Origin of the sequence: Xanthobacter flavus (assembly GCF_017875275.1) — a bacterium.
Lineage (GTDB): Bacteria > Pseudomonadota > Alphaproteobacteria > Rhizobiales > Xanthobacteraceae > Xanthobacter > Xanthobacter flavus_A.
Window position 1 is genome coordinate 5,267,257 of record NZ_JAGGML010000001.1, and the last position, 20,872, is coordinate 5,288,128.

At 68.0% G+C, this 20,872-nt stretch carries 20 protein-coding genes; 4 read left to right on the forward strand and 16 right to left on the reverse strand.

Annotated elements, in window-relative coordinates:
• Positions 1–6 precede the first annotated feature (6 nt).
• From J2126_RS24690 to J2126_RS24705, 4 genes are all read right to left on the reverse strand, one after another.
• The gene (locus tag J2126_RS24690) at positions 7–1,164 is read right to left on the reverse strand and encodes a hypothetical protein (protein WP_209489584.1); all 1,158 of its coding nucleotides are present in this window, start codon (positions 1,162–1,164) and stop codon (positions 7–9) included.
• Between the two features lie 101 nt (positions 1,165–1,265).
• Positions 1,266–1,700: a DUF1489 family protein gene (locus J2126_RS24695; RefSeq protein WP_209489586.1), complete on the reverse strand. Its 435-nt coding sequence runs from the start codon at positions 1,698–1,700 to the stop codon at positions 1,266–1,268.
• Between the two features lie 10 nt (positions 1,701–1,710).
• On the reverse strand, positions 1,711–2,697 hold the full coding sequence (locus J2126_RS24700; protein ID WP_209489588.1) for a hypothetical protein: 987 nt from the start codon (positions 2,695–2,697) through the stop codon (positions 1,711–1,713).
• 150 nt (positions 2,698–2,847) lie between these two features.
• Positions 2,848–2,985, reverse strand: coding sequence for a hypothetical protein (locus J2126_RS24705; protein WP_209489590.1), 138 nt, complete (start codon positions 2,983–2,985; stop codon positions 2,848–2,850).
• Positions 2,986–3,191: 206 nt separating this feature from the next.
• Between J2126_RS24705 and J2126_RS24710 the strand changes: the two genes are divergently transcribed.
• Entirely contained in the window at positions 3,192–3,494 is a 303-nt protein-coding gene (locus J2126_RS24710) for a DUF3253 domain-containing protein (protein WP_209489592.1), read from the forward strand.
• A 24-nt stretch (positions 3,495–3,518) separates the two neighbouring features.
• Here the strand turns inward: J2126_RS24710 and J2126_RS24715 are convergent, their stop codons facing one another.
• The 11 genes from J2126_RS24715 to J2126_RS24765 form a co-directional block, all read right to left on the reverse strand.
• A complete protein-coding gene (locus J2126_RS24715; protein ID WP_209489594.1) occupies positions 3,519–4,319 on the reverse strand; it encodes a YdcF family protein in 801 nt (266 codons plus the stop codon).
• A 66-nt stretch (positions 4,320–4,385) separates the two neighbouring features.
• Positions 4,386–5,123 carry an ABC transporter ATP-binding protein gene (locus J2126_RS24720; RefSeq protein WP_209490575.1) on the reverse strand — a complete coding sequence of 246 codons (738 nt, stop codon included), beginning with the start codon at positions 5,121–5,123 and terminating at the stop codon, positions 4,386–4,388.
• Between the two features lie 5 nt (positions 5,124–5,128).
• Positions 5,129–6,430 (reverse strand): lipoprotein-releasing ABC transporter permease subunit, encoded by a 1,302-nt coding sequence (locus J2126_RS24725; RefSeq protein ID WP_209489596.1) that lies wholly within the window; start codon positions 6,428–6,430, stop codon positions 5,129–5,131.
• On the reverse strand, positions 6,427–7,749 hold the full coding sequence (gene proS, locus J2126_RS24730; protein WP_209489598.1) for a proline--tRNA ligase: 1,323 nt from the start codon (positions 7,747–7,749) through the stop codon (positions 6,427–6,429). Before proS ends, J2126_RS24725 begins: the two co-directional genes overlap by 4 nt.
• A 644-nt stretch (positions 7,750–8,393) precedes the next feature.
• A complete protein-coding gene (locus J2126_RS24735) occupies positions 8,394–8,840 on the reverse strand; it encodes a VOC family protein (RefSeq protein ID WP_209489600.1) in 447 nt (148 codons plus the stop codon).
• A gap of 6 nt (positions 8,841–8,846) precedes the next feature.
• Complete coding sequence (locus J2126_RS24740; RefSeq protein ID WP_024278828.1) at positions 8,847–9,221, reverse strand: SUF system Fe-S cluster assembly protein; 375 nt, start codon at positions 9,219–9,221, stop codon at positions 8,847–8,849.
• Positions 9,218–10,465, reverse strand: coding sequence for a cysteine desulfurase (locus J2126_RS24745; RefSeq protein WP_209489602.1), 1,248 nt, complete (start codon positions 10,463–10,465; stop codon positions 9,218–9,220). The genes J2126_RS24740 and J2126_RS24745 overlap by 4 nt, the downstream gene beginning before the upstream one ends.
• A gap of 158 nt (positions 10,466–10,623) precedes the next feature.
• Positions 10,624–11,952, reverse strand: coding sequence for a Fe-S cluster assembly protein SufD (gene sufD / locus J2126_RS24750; RefSeq protein ID WP_209489604.1), 1,329 nt, complete (start codon positions 11,950–11,952; stop codon positions 10,624–10,626).
• An 11-nt stretch (positions 11,953–11,963) separates the two neighbouring features.
• A complete protein-coding gene (gene sufC, locus J2126_RS24755; protein ID WP_209489606.1) occupies positions 11,964–12,713 on the reverse strand; it encodes a Fe-S cluster assembly ATPase SufC in 750 nt (249 codons plus the stop codon).
• Between the two features lie 94 nt (positions 12,714–12,807).
• The gene (gene sufB, locus J2126_RS24760; RefSeq protein WP_209489608.1) at positions 12,808–14,280 is read right to left on the reverse strand and encodes a Fe-S cluster assembly protein SufB; all 1,473 of its coding nucleotides are present in this window, start codon (positions 14,278–14,280) and stop codon (positions 12,808–12,810) included.
• A 78-nt stretch (positions 14,281–14,358) separates the two neighbouring features.
• Positions 14,359–15,531: a cysteine desulfurase family protein gene (locus J2126_RS24765; RefSeq protein WP_209490577.1), complete on the reverse strand. Its 1,173-nt coding sequence runs from the start codon at positions 15,529–15,531 to the stop codon at positions 14,359–14,361.
• A gap of 381 nt (positions 15,532–15,912) precedes the next feature.
• Between J2126_RS24765 and J2126_RS24770 the strand changes: the two genes are divergently transcribed.
• Positions 15,913–16,575 carry an alpha/beta hydrolase gene (locus J2126_RS24770; RefSeq protein ID WP_209489609.1) on the forward strand — a complete coding sequence of 221 codons (663 nt, stop codon included), beginning with the start codon at positions 15,913–15,915 and terminating at the stop codon, positions 16,573–16,575.
• 186 nt (positions 16,576–16,761) lie between these two features.
• Here J2126_RS24770 and J2126_RS24775 read toward each other — a convergent pair whose 3' ends face one another.
• Entirely contained in the window at positions 16,762–17,871 is a 1,110-nt protein-coding gene (locus J2126_RS24775; protein ID WP_209489611.1) for an anhydro-N-acetylmuramic acid kinase, read from the reverse strand.
• Between the two features lie 102 nt (positions 17,872–17,973).
• On the opposite strand from J2126_RS24775, the gene tyrS reads away from it, so the two are divergent.
• Both tyrS and rimO read left to right on the forward strand, forming a co-directional pair.
• Positions 17,974–19,329 (forward strand): tyrosine--tRNA ligase, encoded by a 1,356-nt coding sequence (gene tyrS, locus J2126_RS24780; RefSeq protein ID WP_209489613.1) that lies wholly within the window; start codon positions 17,974–17,976, stop codon positions 19,327–19,329.
• A gap of 193 nt (positions 19,330–19,522) precedes the next feature.
• Positions 19,523–20,845: a 30S ribosomal protein S12 methylthiotransferase RimO gene (gene rimO / locus J2126_RS24785; RefSeq protein WP_209489615.1), complete on the forward strand. Its 1,323-nt coding sequence runs from the start codon at positions 19,523–19,525 to the stop codon at positions 20,843–20,845.
• The last annotated feature ends 27 nt before the right edge of the window (positions 20,846–20,872 follow it).

Below are 20,872 nucleotides of genomic sequence, written 5' to 3' on the forward strand. Positions count from 1 at the left end.
GTCGGATCACTCGTCGGTCAGCGGGCCGAGGATCAGCATCTCCAGCTTCACCCAATTGGCGAGCTGGGCGTAGGTGAGCTTCTCAGCCTTCAGGTCCCAGGTCACTTCCGAGCGGGTCGGGCCGACGCACTGGTCCCGGCCGTTCTCACCCTTCACCCTTTTGCAGGCGTCCTCGCTGTCGTTGTAATAGACGCGGCCGTAGAGGCCGGGCTTCGACTGGTCGGCGGACGAGAAGAAGGCATCGGATTGCGCCTGCGCCGCGCTGGCGTCGAAGAAGGACTGGTCGGTGTTCACCGCCTGCTCGTTCCAGCGCAGATTGTACTCGTAATAGCCGGTGTAGGACTTCTTCTTGCCGCCCTTGTCGGTGAAGTTGCCGTTCTCCTCCACATAGCGGATCGAGCCGGACACGCGGTCAGTCAGCGAGCGGTCGGCGACGGTGTAGGCGAAGGTCACGCCGTTGGCGTCGGTCAGCCAGTTGCCGAGTTCGTAGTCGTAATCGAGGTTGCCGGAGACCCGCACCTCGGGAAGGAAGGAGAAGGGGCCGGCCGCGAGCTGGGTGCGCTCGAAGCGCAGCGGATCGGGATTCTTCACCTGGATCGACACCACCTTGCCGTCGACCACGCGGGAATAGATCTTGTCCGCCTCTTTCTGGGCCCGGCGGAACTGCTCGGCCACCTCCCACCAGCGCGTCACGTTGCGACCCTGGATGGAGCCGCCGAAGGGTGAGGAGGTCTGGTTGCCCTTCACCACGTCGATGCGCAGACGGCCGGCATCGGGGATGTAGCGCCCGTTGGCGTCGATCTGCAGGTCGCCGCGCAGGATCGCCACCTCCCGCGCCACCTGGGACGGGTTGGACGGATTGATGACGTCGAACTTCACCGAATAGACAAGGCTCTTGCCCGGCGTGCGCTGGACCGAGCCCTTGAGAATCATCAGGTCCGCCACCGCAAGGTCGCTGATCTCGTAGAGATCGGTGCCGCTGGTGGAGCGCAGGGAGCGGGAGTTGTAATCCACCGTCATGGCGCCGGTGAGCTTCGCCTTGTCGGCGGGAATCTCCTTCAGCGCCTGGCTCTGCTGCGCCATGGCGGCGCTCGAAGCCAGAATGCTCGCGGCGCACAGGCCGGCGGCCCAGGCGAATGTGGCCGGCGCGAAGCGAATGGTCATGTCCATCTCCCTCGATGGCGCCGGGCGTGTGAGCCAGGCGCTTCGGCGGGGAACATGACGAAAGTTTCCTGAACGGCAGATGACGAAGCGGCATCCGCCCCTCAGAGCAGGCCGAGATCGCGCAATTCGCGGCTGAGGGCTTCCGGCAGGCCGGCGGCGCCGGCGCTGCTGCCGAGGTCGCGGGGCGCCTCCCGGTCGGCGAGGTAGCGCCAGCCCTGGAACGGGCGCGCGGGGCGCGGCTCCACGCGGATGACGGCGGGGTCGAGCACGAGGCCGCAGCGGCGCACGCCGTCCGGGTCCACCATGGGGCGCAGTTCCAGCAGGCGCTGGCGCGCCGCCACCTCTCCCTTGATGACCCAGTAGAGCGAGCCGCCGTCGATCAGCTCGTCCTTGCGGCTGGGCACCATCCGGGTGACGTGGATCTGCTCGAACGGGACGCCGGCACGCCGCGCGGTGTCGGCGCGGTCGGCGATCCAGCCTTCGAGGTCGGCGATGGAGGTGGCGCCGACGCACAGCTTGATGAGATGGAGCGCCATCGCGCCCGCGCTACTGGCCGTTGGGGGCGGCGGGTGCGCCCTCCGCGGCGGGCTCCGCTTCGGCGGGCGCGGCGGGCTGGGGACGAGGACGCGGCGCCGCCGGGCGCGGGGCCGGATTGGCCGGAGCGGTGGCCTGCGGGGCCGGTGTGCGCGCCGGGCGGGCCGGCGGCAGCGGCGCGGTAGGCGGCTGCGGGATCGGTTCCAGGTCATCCGCCGGTGCCGCGGGGGCGGGGGCGGCCGGGGCGCCGGGCTGCGCGGGATCAGGCTGGGTCACCAGCATGCCGAACGGGCCGGTGCGCGGCGGCGGCCCGCCCGTCATGCCCCGGTTGCGCGCGTTGCGCTCCCACACCGGCGTATATTTGGTGATGAGGTTGGCGTAGCGCCCTTCGTTCATGTTGGCGATGATGCGGGTCGGGTCGCCGAAAATCGCCGCCTGCGGGCAATAGGTCGCCGTGCAGCCGTTGAAATCCACCAGCGCCGAGGCCACCAGGCCGTAGGGATCCTGCTCCAGCGGGCGGCGCCAGGCGATGATCCGTTCGGTGAGGTAGTCGGCCTTGCGGCGACGCACGAACTCGAACGCATCCTCCACCAGCGCCATGCGCGCGCGCACCAGCGAGCGGGCGGACGCAACCGTATCCGGCCGCTCGAACAGCACCGCCTCGCACACCTGGATGAGGGACGGGTCGGCGCCGATGCAGCCGAGCGCCGATTGGGCGGCGGCGGCATCGAGCCCCGCGGCCCGGGCCTCCAGCGCCCGCGCCTCCGAAATCGCGGCGGCGAGGACGATCTGCTTGAGCATGGCGCTGCCCACCGACAGGCCGCCGAGCAGGATGCCGATGAGCACCAGCAGCGTCAGCGGGTTCTCGTTGGGCTCCGACCGCACGAACAGCACGAACACGAACACGGCGCCGATGACCATGGCCGCGAGCACGACCCAGCCCGGGACATCGAAATTGCTGTTCAGAATGCTGAGGGTTCGGTCAATCCATTCCGCCATGGCGCCCTCCGCGACGCAGTCCTCGGTCCGTCGGCGAATGCCCGTGACCCGCTTCCGGTTTCCGCCTCCGCCCTACCCTCATCACCGCCGATTGCGGCAGGATGAGTGTCGGACCCGCCCGCGCGCTCCCATGAAGAGCCCGCGGCTCGTTCAGTGCGGCCGAAGCGCCGAGGCGTCGAAGCCTCCATAGAGGTAGATCACCGCGACGGCGAGCAGAAAGACGGCAAGCGCGGTGCGCGCGACGCCCCAGCAGGAGCGGCGATGGGCATGACCTTGGCTGAGATCCATGATGGATAGCGGCTCTTTTCGACGAGTCCTCGCGGCACGATGGGCGCCCCGCGCTGCAACATGCATTAAGAATTTATGAACGCCTCGGCAAGCCCCGCGCCATGCCTCCTGCGAACGGCTCGCATGCGCAAACCGCCAATCCCCGCAATTTACAGGGCGCCGACAGGCGGCGGGAAAATCCGCGCGGGATGGGGTAGGACTTGCCCATGAGCGCCGATCGTCCCTCTGATTCGTCCACCGCCTCCTCCGCCCTCCCGGACGATGAGGCCGCCGCCGCGCTGGTGCTGCGCCTCGCCGCCGAGGCCGGGCCGGGCAAGAGCATCGGCCCCATGGACGCGGCGCTGGCGCTGATGCCGAAGGAGGAATGGCAGCGGGCGCTCCCCGTGATCCGCCGCGTCGCCGTCCGTCTCGCGCTGGAGGGCCGGCTGATGATCTACCGCAAGGGACGTCCGGTGGATCCGGCCGACTTCCGGGGCGTCTACCGCATCGGGCTGCCGCGCGACGAATGAGCGCCTGATTGGGCCGCGACTTCGTCAGGGCGCGGGAAACAGCGCGCTGGTCTGGCCGGAATAGTAATAGGCGACGAGGCCCATCCACTCCTTGACGGCGATGTCGGCCATGTCGAGGCCGCTCGCCGCGCGCGAGAAGGGATCGTTCAGGGCGTCGGGGCCCACGGTGCGGAAATCCACCGGGTAGGGAATGACGTCGAAGCCCGCCTTGCGGAAGCAGCCCACCGCGCGGGGCATGTGGAAGGCGCTCGTCACCAGAAGCCACCGCTCGCCGGGCTTCGGCTTGAGCACCTCCTTGGCGAAGGCCGCATTTTCCGCCGTGTTGCGGGACTTCTCCTCATACTCCACCCGCTCGGGAGCGATGCCGAGATCGGGCATGGTCATCTGCATCATGCGGGCCTCGATGCCCACGCCATCGGAGAAGAGCCGGCCGCTGCCGCCGACGAAGGCCAGCCGCGCATTCGGATACTGCCGCGCCAGCGCCCCGAAGGCGATGGCCCGCTCCCCCGCATTGGCAAAGGCCGGGATGCCGCGCGCCAGTCCCACTTCCGGCACCTCGGCGCCGCCCAGGAGGATCACGCCCGTGATGGGCTCCTGCCCCCGGTAGATGGGGAAGCGCTCTTCCAGCGGGCTCATCAGGTAATTGGCGAGGGGCGAGAAGCCGACGATCACGAAGCCGGCGACCGAGACGGTCAGAAGCCCCAGCCCTGTCCGGCGCAGCCCGGCGAGGGCGGCCAGAAGGCCGATCACCGCGACCAGCACCAGCGCGTTGGATGGCGCGACGAGAAACCAGAACACTTTGGAGACGGTGAAGAACGAATCCATGCCACCTCGGCAGGGCGCCTTACCCCAGCGGGCAACCGGCGCCGGTTGGGACGCCTCGGCGCCGGGTCAGGCCAGCTCGACCACCTTGCCCTCGCGCAGGGTGACGCGCCGGTCCATGCGGGCGGCGAGGTCGAGATTGTGGGTGGCGATCAGCGCCGCGACGCCGGTGGCCCGCACCAGCTCCGACATGGCCCCGAAGACGTGATCGGCCGTCTTGGGGTCGAGATTGCCGGTGGGCTCATCCGCCAGCAGCAGGCGCGGCGCATTGGCAAGGGCGCGGGCGATGGCCACGCGCTGCTGCTCGCCGCCGGACAGTTCCGACGGGCGATGGGTGAGGCGCGCGCCGAGGCCGAGATAGGAGAGCAGCTCCTTCGCCCGCGTCTCGGCCTCCTTTTTGGAGAGGCCGCGGATCATCTGCGGCATGGCCACGTTCTCCAGTGCCGTGAACTCGGGCAGGAGGTGGTGGAACTGGTAGACGAAGCCGATGGAGAGGCGGCGGATGCGGGTGCGCTCGGCGTCCGGCAGGCGGGCGGTGGGCGCGCCGTCGATGAACACCTCGCCGGCATCCGAATGCTCCAGCAGCCCGGCGATATGCAAAAGCGTGGACTTGCCGGAGCCGGACGGCGCGACGAGCGCCACCGACTGGCCCTGGGCGATGGCGAGGTCGGCGCCGCGCAGGATCTCCAGGGCGCCCTGCCCCTGCGCATAGCGCCGCACCACGCCGGACAGCGCGAGCGCGTACTGCGGACGGGCGCCGGATCCTGCGGCACGGCCCGGCGTGCGGCTTTCGGGCGGGGTGGGCATGTCCATCACTCGTACCTCAGGGCTTCCACCGGATCGAGCCGGGCGGCCCGCCAGGACGGATAGAGCGTGGCCAGGAAGGAAAGCACCATCGCCATCAGCACCACCGAGGAGGTCTCGCCGAAGTTCATCTGCGCCGGCAGGCGGGAGAGATAATAGAGCTCGGGCGAGAACAGCTCGGTGGAGGTCAGCCAGGAGATGAACTGGCGGATGCTCTCGATATTGAGGCAGACGATCACGCCCAGCAGCAGGCCGGACAGCGTGCCCACCACGCCGATGGAGGCGCCGGTGATGAAGAAGATGCGCATGATGGAGCCCTGCGTGGCGCCCATGGTGCGCAGGATGGCGATGTCGTGCCCCTTGTCCTTCACCAGCATGATGAGGCCGGACACGATGTTGAGCGCCGCCACCAGCACGATCAGCGTGAGGATGAGGAACATCACGTTTCGTTCCACCTGCAGCGCGCCGAAGAAGGTGGCGTTCCGCACCCGCCAGTCCACCAGATAGACCGGCCGCTCCGCCGCGCTCTGGATGGCGCCGCGCAGCTCGCCCACGTCATCCGGGTTGTCGAGATAGACCTCGATGGCGTTCACGTCGCCGTTGCGGTTGAAATAGGCCTGCGCCTCCGGCAGCGGCATGAAGACGAAGGCGCTGTCGTATTCCGACATGCCGACCTCGAACACCGCCGCGATCTTGTAGACCTTGATGCGCGGCGACGTGCCCATGGGCGTCACCGCGCCGCGCGGGGCGACGAGGGTGATGTTGTCGCCCGCACGCAGGGACAATTGGTCCGCAAGGCGCTTGCCGATGGCGATGCCCTGCCCCTGGTCGAAATTCTCCAGCGTGCCCTGGCGGATGTTGTGGGCCACCGACGGCAGGCCGCGCAGGTCCTTCTCCGCCATGCCGCGCACCAGCACGCCGGAGGCGCCGAAGGGCGAGGAGGCGAGCGCCTGCCCCTCCACCAGCGGCACCGCGAGGCGGATGCCGTTGAGCCCGGCGATGCGCGCGGCCACCGCCTTGTAGTCGGTGAGCGGTGATTCCAGCGGCTGCACGAGCACATGGCCGTTGAGGCCAAGAATTTTGCCCAGCAACTCCTGCCGGAAGCCGTTCATCACCGCCATGACGATGATGAGCGTCGCCACCCCCAGCATGATGCCGAGGAAGGAGAAGCCGGCAATGACCGAGATGAAGCCCTCCTTGCGGCGGGCCCTCAGGTAACGCAGGGACAGCATCCACTCGAACGGCGCGAAGGGGCGCGTGCCGGTGACATCCCCGCCTGCCTTCGCTGCCGTCGCATGGGTTGCCGTCATGCCTTCAGCCTCTCCACAATGTCGCTCGGGGCGATCAGCTCGCGCGAGCCGTCCACCCGGCGCTTCAGTTCCACCTTGCCCTCGGCGAGCCCCTTCGGCCCGACGAGGATCTGCCACGGCAGGCCGATGAGATCGGCGGTGGCGAACTTGGCGCCGGCGCGCTCCTCGGTGTCGTCGTACAGCACGTCGTAACCGGCAGCGGTCAATTCCGCGTAAAGGGCGCCGCAGGCCGCTTCCGTGGCGCTGTCGCCGACCTTGAGGTTCAGGATGCCCACCTGGAAGGGCGCCACCGCGTCCGGCCAGATGATGCCATTCTCATCGTGAGACGCCTCGATCATGGCCGCCACGAGGCGCGAGGGGCCGATGCCGTAGGAGCCCATGTGGATGGTGTGCTCCTTGCCGTCCGGGCCGAGCACCTTGGCGCCGAAGGGCTCGGAATATTTGGTGCCGAAATAGAAGATGTGGCCCACCTCGATGCCGCGCGCGGCGAGGCGGCGCGCCTCGGGGATGGCCTCGAAGGCCGCCGTGTCGTGCTTCTCGGAGGTCGCGGCATAAAGCTGCGTCCAGCGGTCGAACACGCCCTGGAGGCCGGCGGGATCGTCGAAGTTCACGTCGGCGGGGGGCGGCGCCATGTCGAGATAGTCGCCGTGGCAGAACACCTCGCTCTCGCCGGTGGAGGCGAGGATGATGAACTCGTGGGAGAGATTGCCGCCGATCGGTCCCGTGTCCGCCACCATCGGAATCGCTTTCAGGCCCATGCGGGCGAAGGTGCGCAGATAAGCGACGAACATCTTGTTGTAGGAATGGCGGGCGCCGGCCGCGTCGAGATCGAAGGAATAGGCATCCTTCATCAGGAATTCGCGCGAGCGATAGACGCCGAAGCGCGGGCGCACCTCGTCCCGGAACTTCCACTGGATATGGTAGAGGTTGAGGGGCAGCGCCTTGTACGACTTCACATAGGCGCGGACGATCTCGGTGATCATCTCCTCGTTGGTGGGGCCGAACAGCATCTCGCGGTCGTGACGGTCGCGGATGCGCAGCATCTCCTTGCCGTAGTCGTCGTAGCGCCCGCTCTCGCGCCACAGGTCCGCCGACTGGATGGTCGGCATCAGCATCTCGATGGCGCCGGCGCGATTCTGCTCCTCGCGGATGATGTTGCAGACCTTGTTCAGCACACGCAGGCCGAAGGGCAGCCAGGCGTAGATGCCGGCCGATTCCTGCCGGATCATGCCGGCGCGGAGCATCAGCCGGTGCGAGACGATCTCCGCCTCCTTGGGCACCTCGCGCAGAATGGGAAGGAAATAGCGGGACAGTCGCATCGGGTGGCTCGGACTCTCGTGCGGAGGGAAAAGCGGTCGCCGGGAGTGAAAGCGGAAGGGCGCCGAAAACACAAGGGCGGTGGCGCGAACACGGTGCCATGCAACCATATTGCGGCGCAGCGAACGACTTACTGCGGCGCAAGGATGACAAACGACAGATTCTTGTTCTATTTTGCCCCCGCACAAGAAAGGGGACCGTCACCAGCCGGCCACGGCGGTGAATGCGGTTCAGGTCTCGGGAGGAGTCGAAGAAAAAGCCGACCGGCGGCCGCCTCTTGGCGCATACGGAATCGGTATCACGGATTGGCCGCGCGGCCCCAACAAGCGGACTTAGATCTGCAGGCGGCGCTGGACCCGTGGATTAGACAAGGCGAGGCCCGCACGGGGCCTCGCCTTTTTCTTTTGGAGTTCGGCTTGGGCTGCGAAACAGCCCTCCGTTGTCATCCCCCGCCTCGTGCGGGGGATCGACGGTTCGGCTGGGGCGGCTCTTTCCATTGAGGCACAGGACGAGCGGGCGAGTGGATCGCCCGGACGCGCCGGGCGATGACGGTGCCGAGAGGATGACGGTGCCGAGAGGATGACCTGCGAGAGCCGACGCGGGCGGCAGGCCAGGCCGCCAGGAATCACGCCGTTGGCCAAACCGCCTAATAGTTCTCCCACAGCCCGGGGCTGGCGATCTCGGCCAGATTCCCATCGGGATCGCGGAAATAGAGGCTCGTCGAGCCCTTTGGCCACTGCACCTCACCCTCGATGGCGACGCCATGCGCCGTGAGGTGGTCGCGCCAGCGCGTCATGTCGGCGGCTTCGGCGGAAAAAGCGAAGTGCAGGCGGCCGGCACCGTCGTGGGGCGGGATGGCGCCGCCGAAGGGCAGTTCGATGGCCTCATCGGCCGAGCCGCGCAGGAACAGCAACAGCACCGTTCCGCCCACCGGATAGGCAGCGAAGCGCGCGTCGGCCAGCATGGGAACGAGCCCGAGCACACCCTCATAGAAGCTGCGCGCCCGGTCGAGGTCGTCGACGTAGAGGCCGGTTTCCAGCACCCGGCCGAGGGGCGGCGCGGCGGGCGCGGTCCCCTGCCCGTCAGCCACCATGCGCCCTCACCAGAGGTTGAGCGTGGCGCGGGCTTCCTCGGACATGCGGCCCTGGTCCCACGGCGGGTCGAAGGTGATATCCACCTTCACGTCCGAAATACCGGGCACCGCCGCGACGGCGCTCTCCACCATGCCGGGCAGCTCGGCGGCAGCCGGGCAATTTGGCGTGGTGAGCGTCATCTCCACAGCAACGGTGCGGGCATCCGAGATATCGACCTTGTAGATCAGGCCAAGCTCATAGATGTCCACCGGGATCTCGGGATCGTAGACCGTCTTGAGGGCGATCACGATGTCGTCGGTGAGCCGCGCAAGCTCCGCCTCCGGGATCGGAGACTGAATCTGCGGCTGGTTCGGCGCCTCGATCGACTTGGTATCGGTCATGCGAACAAATCCTGCGCCTTGACGAGGGCGTCGAAGAGACGGTCCACGTCGGCGCGCGTGTTGTAAAGGGCAAAGGATGCGCGGCACGTCGCTGTCGCACCATATCGTGCCAAAAGCGGCTGCGCGCAATGGGTGCCGGCCCGTACCGCGACACCGTAGCGGTCGATGATGGTCGCCACGTCGTGGGGGTGGGCGCCCTTCATCTCGAAGGAAATGATGGCGCCCTTGTCCGCCGCGGTGCCGATGATCCGCAGGGAATTCAATGCCCTCAGGCGTTCGTGGGCATAGGCCGAGAGATCGTGCTCGTGCGCGGCGATGCGCTCGCGGCCGATGGACTGGACATATTCCATTGCGGCGCCGAGGCCGATGGCCTGCACAATTGGAGGTGTTCCAGCCTCGAAACGGTGCGGGGGTACGCCATAGGTGACGGTCTCCTCCGTCACCTCGCGGATCATCTCTCCGCCGCCCTCGTAAGGCGGCATGGCCTCCAGCAGCGCCTTCTTGCCGTAGAGCAGGCCGATGCCGGTGGGCGCATAGAGCTTGTGGCCGGTGACCGCGTAGAAATCGACGTCGAGGTCGCGCACATCCACCGGCATGTGGACGATGGCCTGGCAGCCATCCACCGCGACCTTGGCGCCCACCGCATGGGCCGCCGCCGCGATCTCCTTGATCGGCGTCACCGTGCCCAGCACGTTGGACATGTGGGTGATGGCGACGATCTTGGTGCGCGGGCCGAGCAGCGCCTTGAAGGCGTCGAGGTCGAAGGACCCATCCTCCCGCACCGGCGCCCACTTGATGACGGCGCCCTTGCGCTCGCGCAGGAAGTGCCACGGCACGATGTTGGAATGGTGCTCCATGATGGAGAGCACGATCTCGTCGCCCGCTTCGATGGACTGGCCGAGGGACGAGGCCACCGTGTTGATGGCGCCGGTGCCGGAGCGGGTGAAGATGATCTCGTCGATGCTCTCGGCGTTCAGGAAGGCGCGCGCCGTCTCCCGCGCGTGCTCGAACGCCTCGGTGGCGGCATTGGCGAGATAGTGCAGGCCGCGATGGACGTTGGAATATTCCCGCTCATAGGCGGTCACCATCCGGTCGATCACCTGCCGGGGCTTCTGCGCCGAAGCAGCATTGTCGAGATAGGTGAGCGGATGGCCGTTCACCTCCAGCGACAGGGCCGGAAAATCCGCGCGCACAAGCTCCACGTCGAAGGAGCCATTGGCGACGGCGGGGTGGGGCTTGGTCATGGCCAAATCCTTTTGGCAATCGTCTTCAAGGAAACTCTTGCTCGCCGTCGCCCTCCGGCTTGACCGGAGGGTCCATCCATCCGCCGGATCCGGCGGCGCCATGGATCCTCCGGTCAAGCCGGAGGATGACGGCCGGACGGCGGATGAGGCAGCGCGCCCTACACCACCCGTTTTTCCAGCCAGCCCGAGATCCGCTCGATCAGCACATCGCGCAGGTCCGCGTCCTCCACATATTCCACCGCCTCGCCGAGGAAGGCCTGGATGAGGAGCATCTCGGCTTCCTTTTCCGGCAGGCCACGCGAGCGCAAATAGAACAGCATGGAGCGGTCGAGGGCGCCGGCGGTGGCGCCGTGGCCGCACTGGACATCGTCGGCGAAGATTTCCAGCTCCGGCTTGTTGTCCATCTCGGCGCGGTCGGAGAGGAGGAGCGCCTGGCTCATCATCCGCCCATCGGTCTTCTGGGCCGCGCGGCGCACCACGATCTTGCCCTGGAACACGCCGTGGGCATCGTCGGCGAGCACGGTCTTGAACAGCTCGCGGCTCTCGCCGTGCGCGACCGCATGGTCGATGACGAGGGTCGTGTCCGAATGCTGGCGGCCGCGCGCGAGGGTCGCGCCGCGGATGCCGGCATGGGCGCCGGTGCCCTCGAAGCGGCCATAGACGTTGTAGCGCGCCAATGCCGCGCCCTGGGCAAGGGCGAACAGGTTCAGCTTCGCCTCGCGGCCCAGCTCCAGCATGAGGGTGCCGAAGTGGAAGGCGGCGTCGCCCTCCTCCTGGATGCGCACGAGATTCACGATGGCGCCGTCGCCCACCACCAGCTCAACCGCGTGGTTGGACTGGTAGGCGACCCCATCACGCCCGGCGAAGGTCTCCACCAGCGTCACCTCGGCGCCCGCGCCCACCACCACGACGGTGCGGGTGAAGCCGGAGACGGCCTCGGCGCCCGGGAAGGCGTGGGCAATGTGAACCGGCCGCGCGGCCTTCACCCCGGCATCGACGCGAAGCGCGACGCCCTCGCCGAGGAAGCCGGTGTTGAGGGCGAGCGGCCCGTCATAGCGGCTCGGCGACAGGGCATTGATGCGGTCTGCGAGTGGATCGCCGGCAGCGATGGCGCTCTCCAGCGGCAGCGCGGTGACGCCATCAGACAGGGCCGCAAAATCCGAGCCGGCGCGGGAGAGCACGCCGTTCACGAACAGGATGCGGGCGGCATTCGGCACCGCCGGCACCAGCGCGGCGGCCTCCGCCTCCTCCACCGCGCCCTGCGCGGGAGCGCGGTTGGGGACATCACGGATGGCGGCGCGCAGGTCGGTGTACTTCCACTCCTCCACGCGGCGGCTGGGCAGGCCGTTCGCGAGGAAGGCATCGCGGGCGGCGCGGCGGATCTCGGGGATGCGCCCCTGCCCTGCCTCTGCGCTGATCGACGCCTCAAGCGCGGCGGCGATGGCCTCTTCCGCCGCTGTTCGGGCGGGACGGACGTTGATGGTCATGGTGCCGTCCCTCACGCCGCGTCCTGCGCGTAGGCCGCATAGCCGGACTCTTCCAGCTCCAGCGCCAGCTCCGGCCCGCCGGAGCGGACGATGCGGCCCTTGTGCATCACATGCACCACGTCCGGCACGATATGGTCGAGCAGACGCTGATAGTGGGTGATGACCAGCATGGAGCGCTTCGGCGAACGCAGCGCGTTCACGCCATGGGCAACCACCTTGAGGGCATCGATATCGAGGCCGGAATCGGTCTCATCCAGAATGCAGAGCTTGGGCTCCAGCAGGGCCATCTGCAGGATTTCGTTGCGCTTCTTCTCGCCGCCCGAAAAGCCCACGTTGACGCCGCGCCGGAGCATGTCCTGCGAGATGCCGAGGTCCGGCGCCTTGGCGCGCACCAGCTTCAGGAAGTCGGGGGTGGAAATCTCCTCCTCGCCGCGCGCCTTGCGCTGGGCGTTCATGGCCGCCCGGAGGAAGGTCATGTTGGCAACGCCTGGAATCTCGATGGGATACTGGAAGGCGAGGAAGACACCCGCCGCCGCGCGCTCGCTGGCGTCGAGCGCGAGCAGGTCCGCGCCATCGAAGCTCACCGAGCCGTCCGTCACCTCATAATCCGGCTTGCCGGAGAGGACATAGGAGAGCGTGGACTTGCCGGAGCCGTTCGGCCCCATGATGGCATGGACCTCGCCATCCGGGATGATGAGGTCGAGGCCCTTGAGAATCTCGTTCTCGCCGATGCGGGCGCGGAGATTGCGGATTTCGAGCATGTTCGGTCCTTGAGATGTCGATCCGCGCGGCTGCGGCCCGAGGGGACGCGCTGCGCGAGAAAAGGGGGAGGCCGGCGGCGCGCCGGCCGGTTCGTCAGCCCACCGAGCCTTCCAGGCTCACGGCGATCAGCTTCTGCGCCTCCACGGCGAACTCCATGGGCAGTTGCTGGAGCACGTCGCGCACGAAGCCATTGACGATGAGCGCCACCGCCTCCTCCTGCGAAAGGCCGCGCTGGAGGCAGTAGAACAGCTGGTCCTCGGAGATCTTGGAGGTGGTCGCCTCGTGCTCGAACTGGGCTGAAGCGTTCTTGGCCTCCATGTAGGGCACGGTGTGCGCCCCGCAGAGATCGCCGATGAGGAGCGAATCGCAGTTGGTGAAGTTCCGCGCGCCGGTGGCCTTGCGGTGGGCCGAGACGAGCCCGCGATAGGTGTTGTCCGAGTGCCCGGCGGCGATGCCCTTGGAGATGATCCGGCTCGACGTGTTCTTGCCGAGGTGGATCATCTTCGTCCCCGAATCCACCTGCTGGTGGCCGTTGGAGATGGCGATGGAATAGAACTCGCCCTGCGAATTGTCGCCGCGCAGGATGCAGCTCGGATACTTCCAGGTGATGGCCGAGCCGGTCTCCACCTGCGTCCAGGAGATCTTGGAATTGTCGCCCCGGCAGTCGCCGCGCTTGGTGACGAAATTGTAGATGCCGCCCTTGCCGTCCTTGTCGCCGGGATACCAGTTCTGGACGGTGGAATACTTGATCTCCGCATCCTTCATCGCCACCAGCTCGACCACGGCGGCGTGCAGCTGGTTCTCGTCGCGCTGGGGCGCGGTGCAGCCTTCCAGGTAGCTCACATAGGCGCCTTCATCGGCGATGATGAGGGTGCGCTCGAACTGGCCGGTGTTGCGCTCGTTGATGCGGAAATAGGTGCTCAGCTCCATGGGGCAGCGCACGCCCTTCGGAACGAACACGAACGAGCCGTCCGAGAAGACCGCCGAATTGAGGGTAGCGTAGAAATTGTCCGTCACCGGCACGACCGAGCCGAGATATTTCTTCACCAGCTCGGGATGCTCGCGGATGGCCTCCGAGATGGGCATGAAGATCACGCCCGCCTTGGCCAATTCCTCCTTGAAGGTGGTGGCGACCGAGACACTGTCGAACACCGCGTCCACCGCCACCCTGGAGCCGCCCTCGCGCTGGATGCCGAGCAGCGCGTCGCGCTCGCGCAGCGGGATGCCGAGCTTCTCGTAGGTCTTGAGGATTTCCGGGTCGATCTCGTCGATGGACTTCGGCGCGGCCTTGGGGGCCGAGTAATAATAATAGTCCTGGAAATCGATCTTCGGGTAGCTCACCCGCGCCCAGGTGGGCTCTTCCATGGTGAGCCAGCGCCGGTAGGCGTCGAGCCGCCATTCCAGCATCCACTCGGGTTCGTTCTTCCGGGCGGAAATGTAACGGATCGTGTCTTCCGACAGGCCCTTGGGGGCCTTCTCGCTCTCGATGTCGGTGACGAAACCGTACTTGTACTGATCCACATCGATCGCGCGGACGCGCTCGACGGTTTCCTGAACCGCAGGCATCTCTCTTCTCCTCTCCCGCGCGGGGTCAAGGCCCGCGGGTCAAGTCCGTCTGCCGCGCATGATGCGCGGCGCAAATTCCTACGCCGCGCGCGAAGCGCGGCTTCTCAGCTGCGGCACCGCCTTTTTCAAGGCTTCGACCGCGGCATCCACATCCTCGATGGTGCTCGACCAGCCGAGCGACAGGCGGATGGCGCCCGCCGCCTCGTCCTCCGGCACTCCCATGGCGAGCAGCACCTGCGAGGCGCCGACCTTCCCGGAGGAACACGCCGAGCCGGCACTGATGCTTACGTGGGCAAGGTCGAGCGCGATCACCAGTGTCTCGGCCCGAAGTCCGGCGAAAGTGACCATAAGGGTGTTTGGCAGGCGATCGGCACCCGCGCCCACCACTCTCATACCGGGAACGCCCTCAAGCACCGCCCGTTCCAGTCGGTCACGCAGCGCGGCGAGCCGCTCCGCCTCGGCGGAAAGCGCTGCCTTCACGGCGGTTGCGGCCGCGCCGAAGCCGACGATGGCGGGCCCGTTCTCGGTGCCCGCGCGGCGGTTGCGCTCCTGCCCGCCGCCGGACAGAAGCGGCGCGGTGCGATGGTCCGGCCCCGCCGCCACCAGCGCGCCGACGCCGGGCGGGCCGCCGATCTTGTGGGCGGAAAGCGCCAGGAAGTCGGCGCCCAGCGTCGCCATATCGAGCGGGATGCGGCCGGCCGCTTGCACGGCGTCGCAGAAGACGATGCCATCGGCCTCATGCACCAGCCGTGCGACTTCTGAAACGGGCTGGATCACGCCGGTCTCGTTGTTGGCCGCCATCACCGCAAGCATGGCGCGGCGCCCGGCGGCGCGATGGCGGGCAAGCGCCTCGGCCAGCGCCGCGAGATCGAGGCGGCCTTCGCCGTCCACCGGAAGGATTTCGAGGGCGTCGGACGGAAAGCGATGGCCTTTGAGCACGGCCGGGTGTTCGACAGCACTCGCCAGCAGCACGTCGCAGGGCTTCGCCCGGCCGGCGATCTCGACGGCCGGATGAAGCGCCAGCGCAGCCGCCTCGGTGGCACCGGAGGTGAAGACCACGCCCCGCACAGGCGCCCCGGCCAGCGCCGCGACGGCCGCGCGGGCGGCCTCGATGCGGGCGCGCGCGGCGCGACCTTCGGCATGGACGGACGAGGCGTTGCCGCCGGCGTCCAGCGCGGCGATCAGCGCGGCGCGGGCCTCGGGCCGCAGGGGGCTCGTGGCGTTGTGATCGAGATAGGCGCGGCGCGGCACCGACGGGCGGGAGGCGTGTGCCTCACCCCAGCCCAATCCGGTACCCGACTGCCGCGATCCGTCGCCCGCGCTCATCTCCGCCTCCCGGTCCCGCGTGCCAAACGCACCCGCAACCCGTGCCAGGCTTGCAATTGCCGGCGATCTCCGTCATAGGTCAAACTTCACCCGTTCTCACAACGCAGCGCCCATCGGTTCGCGCAGCCGCCGGGAACAAATTAGAATTATTCTAAATAGATAGGTCTCGCGCGACCGTTAGTCAAGCATTACCGTTCCGGCGTCAAGCCGACAGGGATCATGCTGACGGGTTCCCGCGCCGGACCCGTCGTCCGCCAGGACGAAAGAGCGCCGCGCGTCATTGCCACCCAGAGGTTGCAGACTTCCATGCCAGAAGTGATCTTCCCCGGCGAAAAGGGGCGCCTCGAAGGCCGCTACCAGCCCGCCAAGACCCGCAACGCGCCCATTGCCATCATCCTTCATCCCCACCCGCAGTTCGGCGGGACGATGAACAATCCGGTGGTGTACAATCTCTATTATCAGTTCGTGAACCGCGGCTTCTCGGTGCTGCGCTTCAACTTCCGGGGCGTCGGCCGCTCGCAGGGCTCGTTCGACCACGGCACGGGCGAGCTTTCGGACGCCGCCGCGGCGCTCGACTGGGCGCAGTCGGTGAACCCGGACGCCCGCGCCTGCTGGATCGCCGGCTTTTCCTTCGGCGCGTGGATCGGCATGCAGTTGCTGATGCGCCGCCCGGAGGTGGAGGGCTTCATCTCCATCGCCGCGCCGGCGAACCTCTACGACTTCTCCTTCCTCGCCCCCTGCCCCTCCTCCGGCCTGTTCGTCCATGGCGACAAGGACGCGGTGGTGCCCACCACGGCGGTGCAGACGCTGGTGGAGAAGCTGAAGACGCAGAAGGGCATCGTCATCGAGCAGCAGGTGGTGCCTGGCGCCAACCACTTCTTCGACGGCAAGACCGAGGAATTGATGGGCGTGGTCGGCACCTATCTCGACAAGCGCCTCCCCGGCACCCGCAAGGACAGCGCCGCCTGAGGGTGGCTTTTCCCGCTTGAACGGCGCGCTTCGGCGCGCCGTTTTCGTTTTGGGGGTGTGTCATTTGGCGCCGTCATCGCCCGGCTCGTCCGGGCGATCCACCCCTCGGCCTGTGCGCAGCCCGAAGTTTCCACCCGGACGCACCGTGGATCGCCCGGACGAACCGGGCGATGACAGCTGAAGCGTTCACGGCCGGAACAGCACGCCGCCCGTCATCGGCGCCGCCACCCCCGTGGTGGTCGGAAACGTCAGCGGCAGCCCGCGCAGCGAACGCGCGGCGAGATAGCCGAAGGCGTGGGCCTCCAGCGCGTCGCCGGACCACCCCACCTTGTCCGCCGTGCGCACCTCGGCGCCGAGGCGTTGCGCCAGCATGGCCAGAAGCGTCGGGTTGCGCGCGCCACCACCGGCGACGATCCACACGGCGGGCGGCCGGGGCAGGAACGGGACCACCGCTGCGACGCTCGCCGCCGTGAGGGCCGTGAGCGTCGCCGCGCCGTCCTCCAGCGAAAGCCCCGCCAGCCCCATCCGCTCTCCGGCCGCCCGGCGAAAGGCGTTGCGGTCGAGCGACTTGGGCGGCGGCTGGCGGAAAAAGGAGTCTTCGAGCACGGCTGCGACGCGCGCCTCGTCCACCTGTCCGGCAGCGGCCGCGCGGCCGTCCGCGTCGAAGGGAACGCCGGTTCGCTCTTTCAGAAAATCGTCGATCAGCGCGTTGCCCGGCCCGGTGTCGCAGGCAATCGGCGGGGCGTCGCCGTCGATCACCGTGACATTGGCGACCCCGCCCACGTTCAGCACCGCCACCGGCTGCGGCAGGGTGAGCCGGCGCACCAGCGCCTGATGGAAGACCGGCACCAGCGGCGCCCCCTGCCCGCCCGCCGCCACGTCCGCCGCCCGGAAATCAGCGACCACCGGGATGCCGAGCGCCGTGGCCAGCCGCTGGCCCTCGCCGATCTGCACGGTGAGGCGCGCATCCGGCCGGTGGATGACCGTCTGGCCATGGAAGCCCACGAGGTCGATGTCACCGGGCGTGAGCCGCAGCGGCTCCAGCAGCGCCCGCACGGCCTCGGCGTGGAGATCGGTGATGCGCCGCTCGGCTTCCGCCAGCGCGCCCGGCCGGTCGTCGCGATGGTTCACGCCGCGCGCGTCCTCCATGGCGGTGACGAGGAGGGCGCGGGTCCGGGCATCGATGGGCCGGGTGATGGAGGGGCCGAGCCAGGCGACGGTTTCGCCATCCGTCTCGATCAAGGCTGCGTCGATGCCGTCCATGGAGGTGCCGCTCATCAGCCCGACGACACGCATAAGAACCCCCTCGCCTCACGCACATGCATTCTTGCGCCGGACCTGATACACCACCGCTCCTTTCCGGCGCGTGAGCGCCAGCCTCAAGCCTCGATCTGTGTGATGACTTCTCCCTCCTTCCGCTCCGATTTCCTGCGCACGCTTCACGAGCGCGGCTACATCCACCAGTGCTCGGACCTTGAGCGCCTCGATGCCAAGGCCGCGGAAGGGCCCATCACCGCCTATATCGGCTTCGACGCCACCGCATCGAGCCTGCATGCGGGGCACCTGCTCTCCATCATGATGCTGCGGACCCTCCAGCGCACCGGCCACCGGCCGATTGCGCTGATGGGCGGCGGCACCACCAAGATCGGCGACCCGTCCGGCAAGGACGAGGCCCGCAAGATGCTGACTGACCGCCAGATTTCGGACAACATTGCCTCCATCCGCAAGGTGTTCGCCCAGTTCCTCGACTTCGACGGCGCGCCACCGCGCCGGCACGGTGGATTCGCTCGCCATCAACAACAGACGAACCCGCTTCCGTCACAAGACGGCGCTGACCAAAGTGAACCTCGTGCCTCGCTCCTGCCCGCCATCATGGAGAACAACGCGGCCTGGCTGGATGAGCTGAAATACATCCCCCTCCTGCGCGAGGTGGGGCCGCATTTCACCATCAACCGGATGCTGACCTTCGATTCGGTGAAGCTCAGGCTGGAGCGCGAGCAGCCGCTCACCTTCCTCGAATTCAACTACATGATCCTGCAGGCCTATGACTTCGTCGAACTGAACCGGCGCCACGGCTGCATCCTGCAGATGGGCGGCTCCGACCAATGGGGCAACATCGTCAACGGCATGGAGCTGGGCCGCCGCATGCACGGCGCCGACCTCTTCGCGCTCACGACGCCGCTGCTCACCACCTCCTCCGGCGCCAAGATGGGCAAGACCGCCGGCGGCGCCGTGTGGCTCGATGCCGACCTGCTCTCGCCTTATGAGTACTGGCAGTACTGGCGCAACGCCGGCGATGCGGACGTGGAGCGCTTCCTCAAGCTCTTCACCGAGCTGCCGCTGGACGAGATCGCCCGCCTCGCCGCGCTTCAAGGCCAGGAGATCAACATCGCCAAGGAGGTGCTCGCCACCGAGGCGACCGCGCTCCTGCACGGCCGCGAGGCCGCCGAGAAGGCCAAGGAGACCGCCCGCACCACCTTCGAGCAGGGTGCGCTGGCCGTGGACCTGCCCACCGTCGAGCTGCCCCGCGCGAAGCTGGAGGCGGGCCTGCCCGTCGCCAACGCCTTCGTGGAGGCCGGCCTCGTCGCCTCCACCAGCGAGGCGCGCCGCCAGATCAAGGGCGGCGGGCTCCGGGTGAACGATGCCGCTGTCACCGACGAGAAGGCGATGATCGACCTTGCCGCGCTCACACCCGAGGGGGTGGTGAAGCTCTCCATGGGCAAGAAGAAGCACGTGCTGCTGAAGCCGGTGTGAGGCGGACGGCCGGCGTCCGGCCCCCCCGTCCCTCCTTCGGCCACAAAGGCCGGTCATTGGGCGCAACGTTGACGGCCCCGTCGCGCTGACGTAAGCGCACGCCCTTCGCACAGCAACCTGTTTCAACGCATTTTCTTCACGCGAACCGGTACCCACTTCGCTGGAAAATGCTTCAGAAAGAACCCGCCTCCCCATGGCCGAGCCCGCGCCGCGCATCTCCTTCGTGTCCCTCGGCTGCCCCAAGGCGCTGGTGGACAGTGAGCGCATCGTCACGCGCCTGCGCGCCGAAGGCTATGAGCTGACCAAGACCCACCAGGGCGCGGACCTCGTCATCGTCAACACCTGCGGCTTCCTCGACAGCGCCAAGGCGGAGAGCCTGTCCGCCATCGGCGAGGCCCTGGCGGAGAACGGCAAGGTCGTGGTCACCGGCTGCATGGGTGCCGAGCCCGAGCAGATCCGCGAGGTGCATCCCAGCGTCCTCGCCATCACCGGCCCGCAGCAATATGAGAGCGTGCTCGCCGCCGTCCACGAGGCCGTGCCGCCGCAGCACGATCCCTTCCTCGATCTCGTGCCCGAGCAGGGCGTGAAGCTCACGCCCCGGCACTACGCCTATCTGAAGATCTCCGAAGGCTGCTCCAACCGCTGCACCTTCTGCATCATCCCCAAGCTGCGCGGCGACCTCGTCTCCCGCCCCGCCGCCGATGTGCTGCGCGAGGCCGAGCGGCTGGTGAAGGCCGGAGTGAAGGAACTCCTCGTCATCTCGCAGGATACCTCCGCATACGGTGTGGACCTGCGCTATGCGCCGAGCCAGTGGGGCGACAAGGAGGTGGCGACCCGCTTCCTCGACCTCGCCGCCGCGCTGGGCGACCTCGGCGCCTGGGTGCGCCTGCACTATGTCTATCCCTACCCGCATGTGGATGCGGTGATGGAGCTGATGGCCGCCGGCAAGGTGCTGCCCTATCTCGACATCCCCTTCCAGCACGCGAGCCCCACCGTGCTCAGGCGCATGAAGCGCCCGGCCTCGCAGGAAAAGACGCTCGCCCGCATCCAGGCGTGGCGGGCGGCGGTGCCGGACCTGACGCTGCGCTCCACCTTCATCGTCGGCTTCCCCGGCGAGACGGAAGCGGAGTTCGAGGAGCTTCTGGCCTTCATGGAGGAAGCCGAGATCGACCGCGCCGGCGCCTTCAAGTTCGAGCCCGTGCGCGGGGCGGATGCCAATGCTCTGCCCGATCCGGTGCCGGACGAGGTGAAGCAGGACCGCTACGACCGCTTCATGCGAACCCAGCAGAAGGTCTCGGCCCGCCGGCTGAAGAAAAAGGTCGGCACCCGCCAGCAGGTCATCATCGATTCCGTGAGCGCGCAGGGCGCCATCGGCCGCACCAAGGGCGATGCGCCGGAGATCGACGGCACGGTGAAGGTGTTCTCCCGCCGCCCGTTGCGCGTGGGCGAGATCGCCACGGTGAAGATCGAGGCCGCCGGCCCCTACGACCTCACCGGCACGGCCGTGGGGTTCTGATCCGGACTGAACCGGGAGCCGGCCAAG

Coding starts and splice junctions, on each gene's coding strand:
- proS (WP_209489598.1), bottom strand. CDS start 7,749: ATGCGACTGTCCCGCTATTTCCTTCCCATTCTGCGCGAGGTGCCCAAG.
- J2126_RS24690 (WP_209489584.1), bottom strand. CDS start 1,164: ATGACCATTCGCTTCGCGCCGGCCACATTCGCCTGGGCCGCCGGCCTG.
- tyrS (WP_209489613.1), top strand. CDS start 17,974: ATGACTTCTCCCTCCTTCCGCTCCGATTTCCTGCGCACGCTTCACGAG.
- sufB (WP_209489608.1), bottom strand. CDS start 14,280: ATGCCTGCGGTTCAGGAAACCGTCGAGCGCGTCCGCGCGATCGATGTG.
- J2126_RS24705 (WP_209489590.1), bottom strand. CDS start 2,985: ATGGATCTCAGCCAAGGTCATGCCCATCGCCGCTCCTGCTGGGGCGTC.
- sufD (WP_209489604.1), bottom strand. CDS start 11,952: ATGACCATCAACGTCCGTCCCGCCCGAACAGCGGCGGAAGAGGCCATC.
- J2126_RS24775 (WP_209489611.1), bottom strand. CDS start 17,871: ATGCGTGTCGTCGGGCTGATGAGCGGCACCTCCATGGACGGCATCGAC.
- J2126_RS24745 (WP_209489602.1), bottom strand. CDS start 10,465: ATGACCAAGCCCCACCCCGCCGTCGCCAATGGCTCCTTCGACGTGGAG.
- J2126_RS24710 (WP_209489592.1), top strand. CDS start 3,192: ATGAGCGCCGATCGTCCCTCTGATTCGTCCACCGCCTCCTCCGCCCTC.
- J2126_RS24725 (WP_209489596.1), bottom strand. CDS start 6,430: ATGACGGCAACCCATGCGACGGCAGCGAAGGCAGGCGGGGATGTCACC.
- J2126_RS24700 (WP_209489588.1), bottom strand. CDS start 2,697: ATGGCGGAATGGATTGACCGAACCCTCAGCATTCTGAACAGCAATTTC.
- J2126_RS24695 (WP_209489586.1), bottom strand. CDS start 1,700: ATGGCGCTCCATCTCATCAAGCTGTGCGTCGGCGCCACCTCCATCGCC.
- sufC (WP_209489606.1), bottom strand. CDS start 12,713: ATGCTCGAAATCCGCAATCTCCGCGCCCGCATCGGCGAGAACGAGATT.
- J2126_RS24720 (WP_209490575.1), bottom strand. CDS start 5,123: ATGCCCACCCCGCCCGAAAGCCGCACGCCGGGCCGTGCCGCAGGATCC.
- J2126_RS24740 (WP_024278828.1), bottom strand. CDS start 9,221: ATGACCGATACCAAGTCGATCGAGGCGCCGAACCAGCCGCAGATTCAG.
- J2126_RS24770 (WP_209489609.1), top strand. CDS start 15,913: ATGCCAGAAGTGATCTTCCCCGGCGAAAAGGGGCGCCTCGAAGGCCGC.
- J2126_RS24715 (WP_209489594.1), bottom strand. CDS start 4,319: ATGGATTCGTTCTTCACCGTCTCCAAAGTGTTCTGGTTTCTCGTCGCG.
- J2126_RS24735 (WP_209489600.1), bottom strand. CDS start 8,840: ATGGTGGCTGACGGGCAGGGGACCGCGCCCGCCGCGCCGCCCCTCGGC.
- rimO (WP_209489615.1), top strand. CDS start 19,523: ATGGCCGAGCCCGCGCCGCGCATCTCCTTCGTGTCCCTCGGCTGCCCC.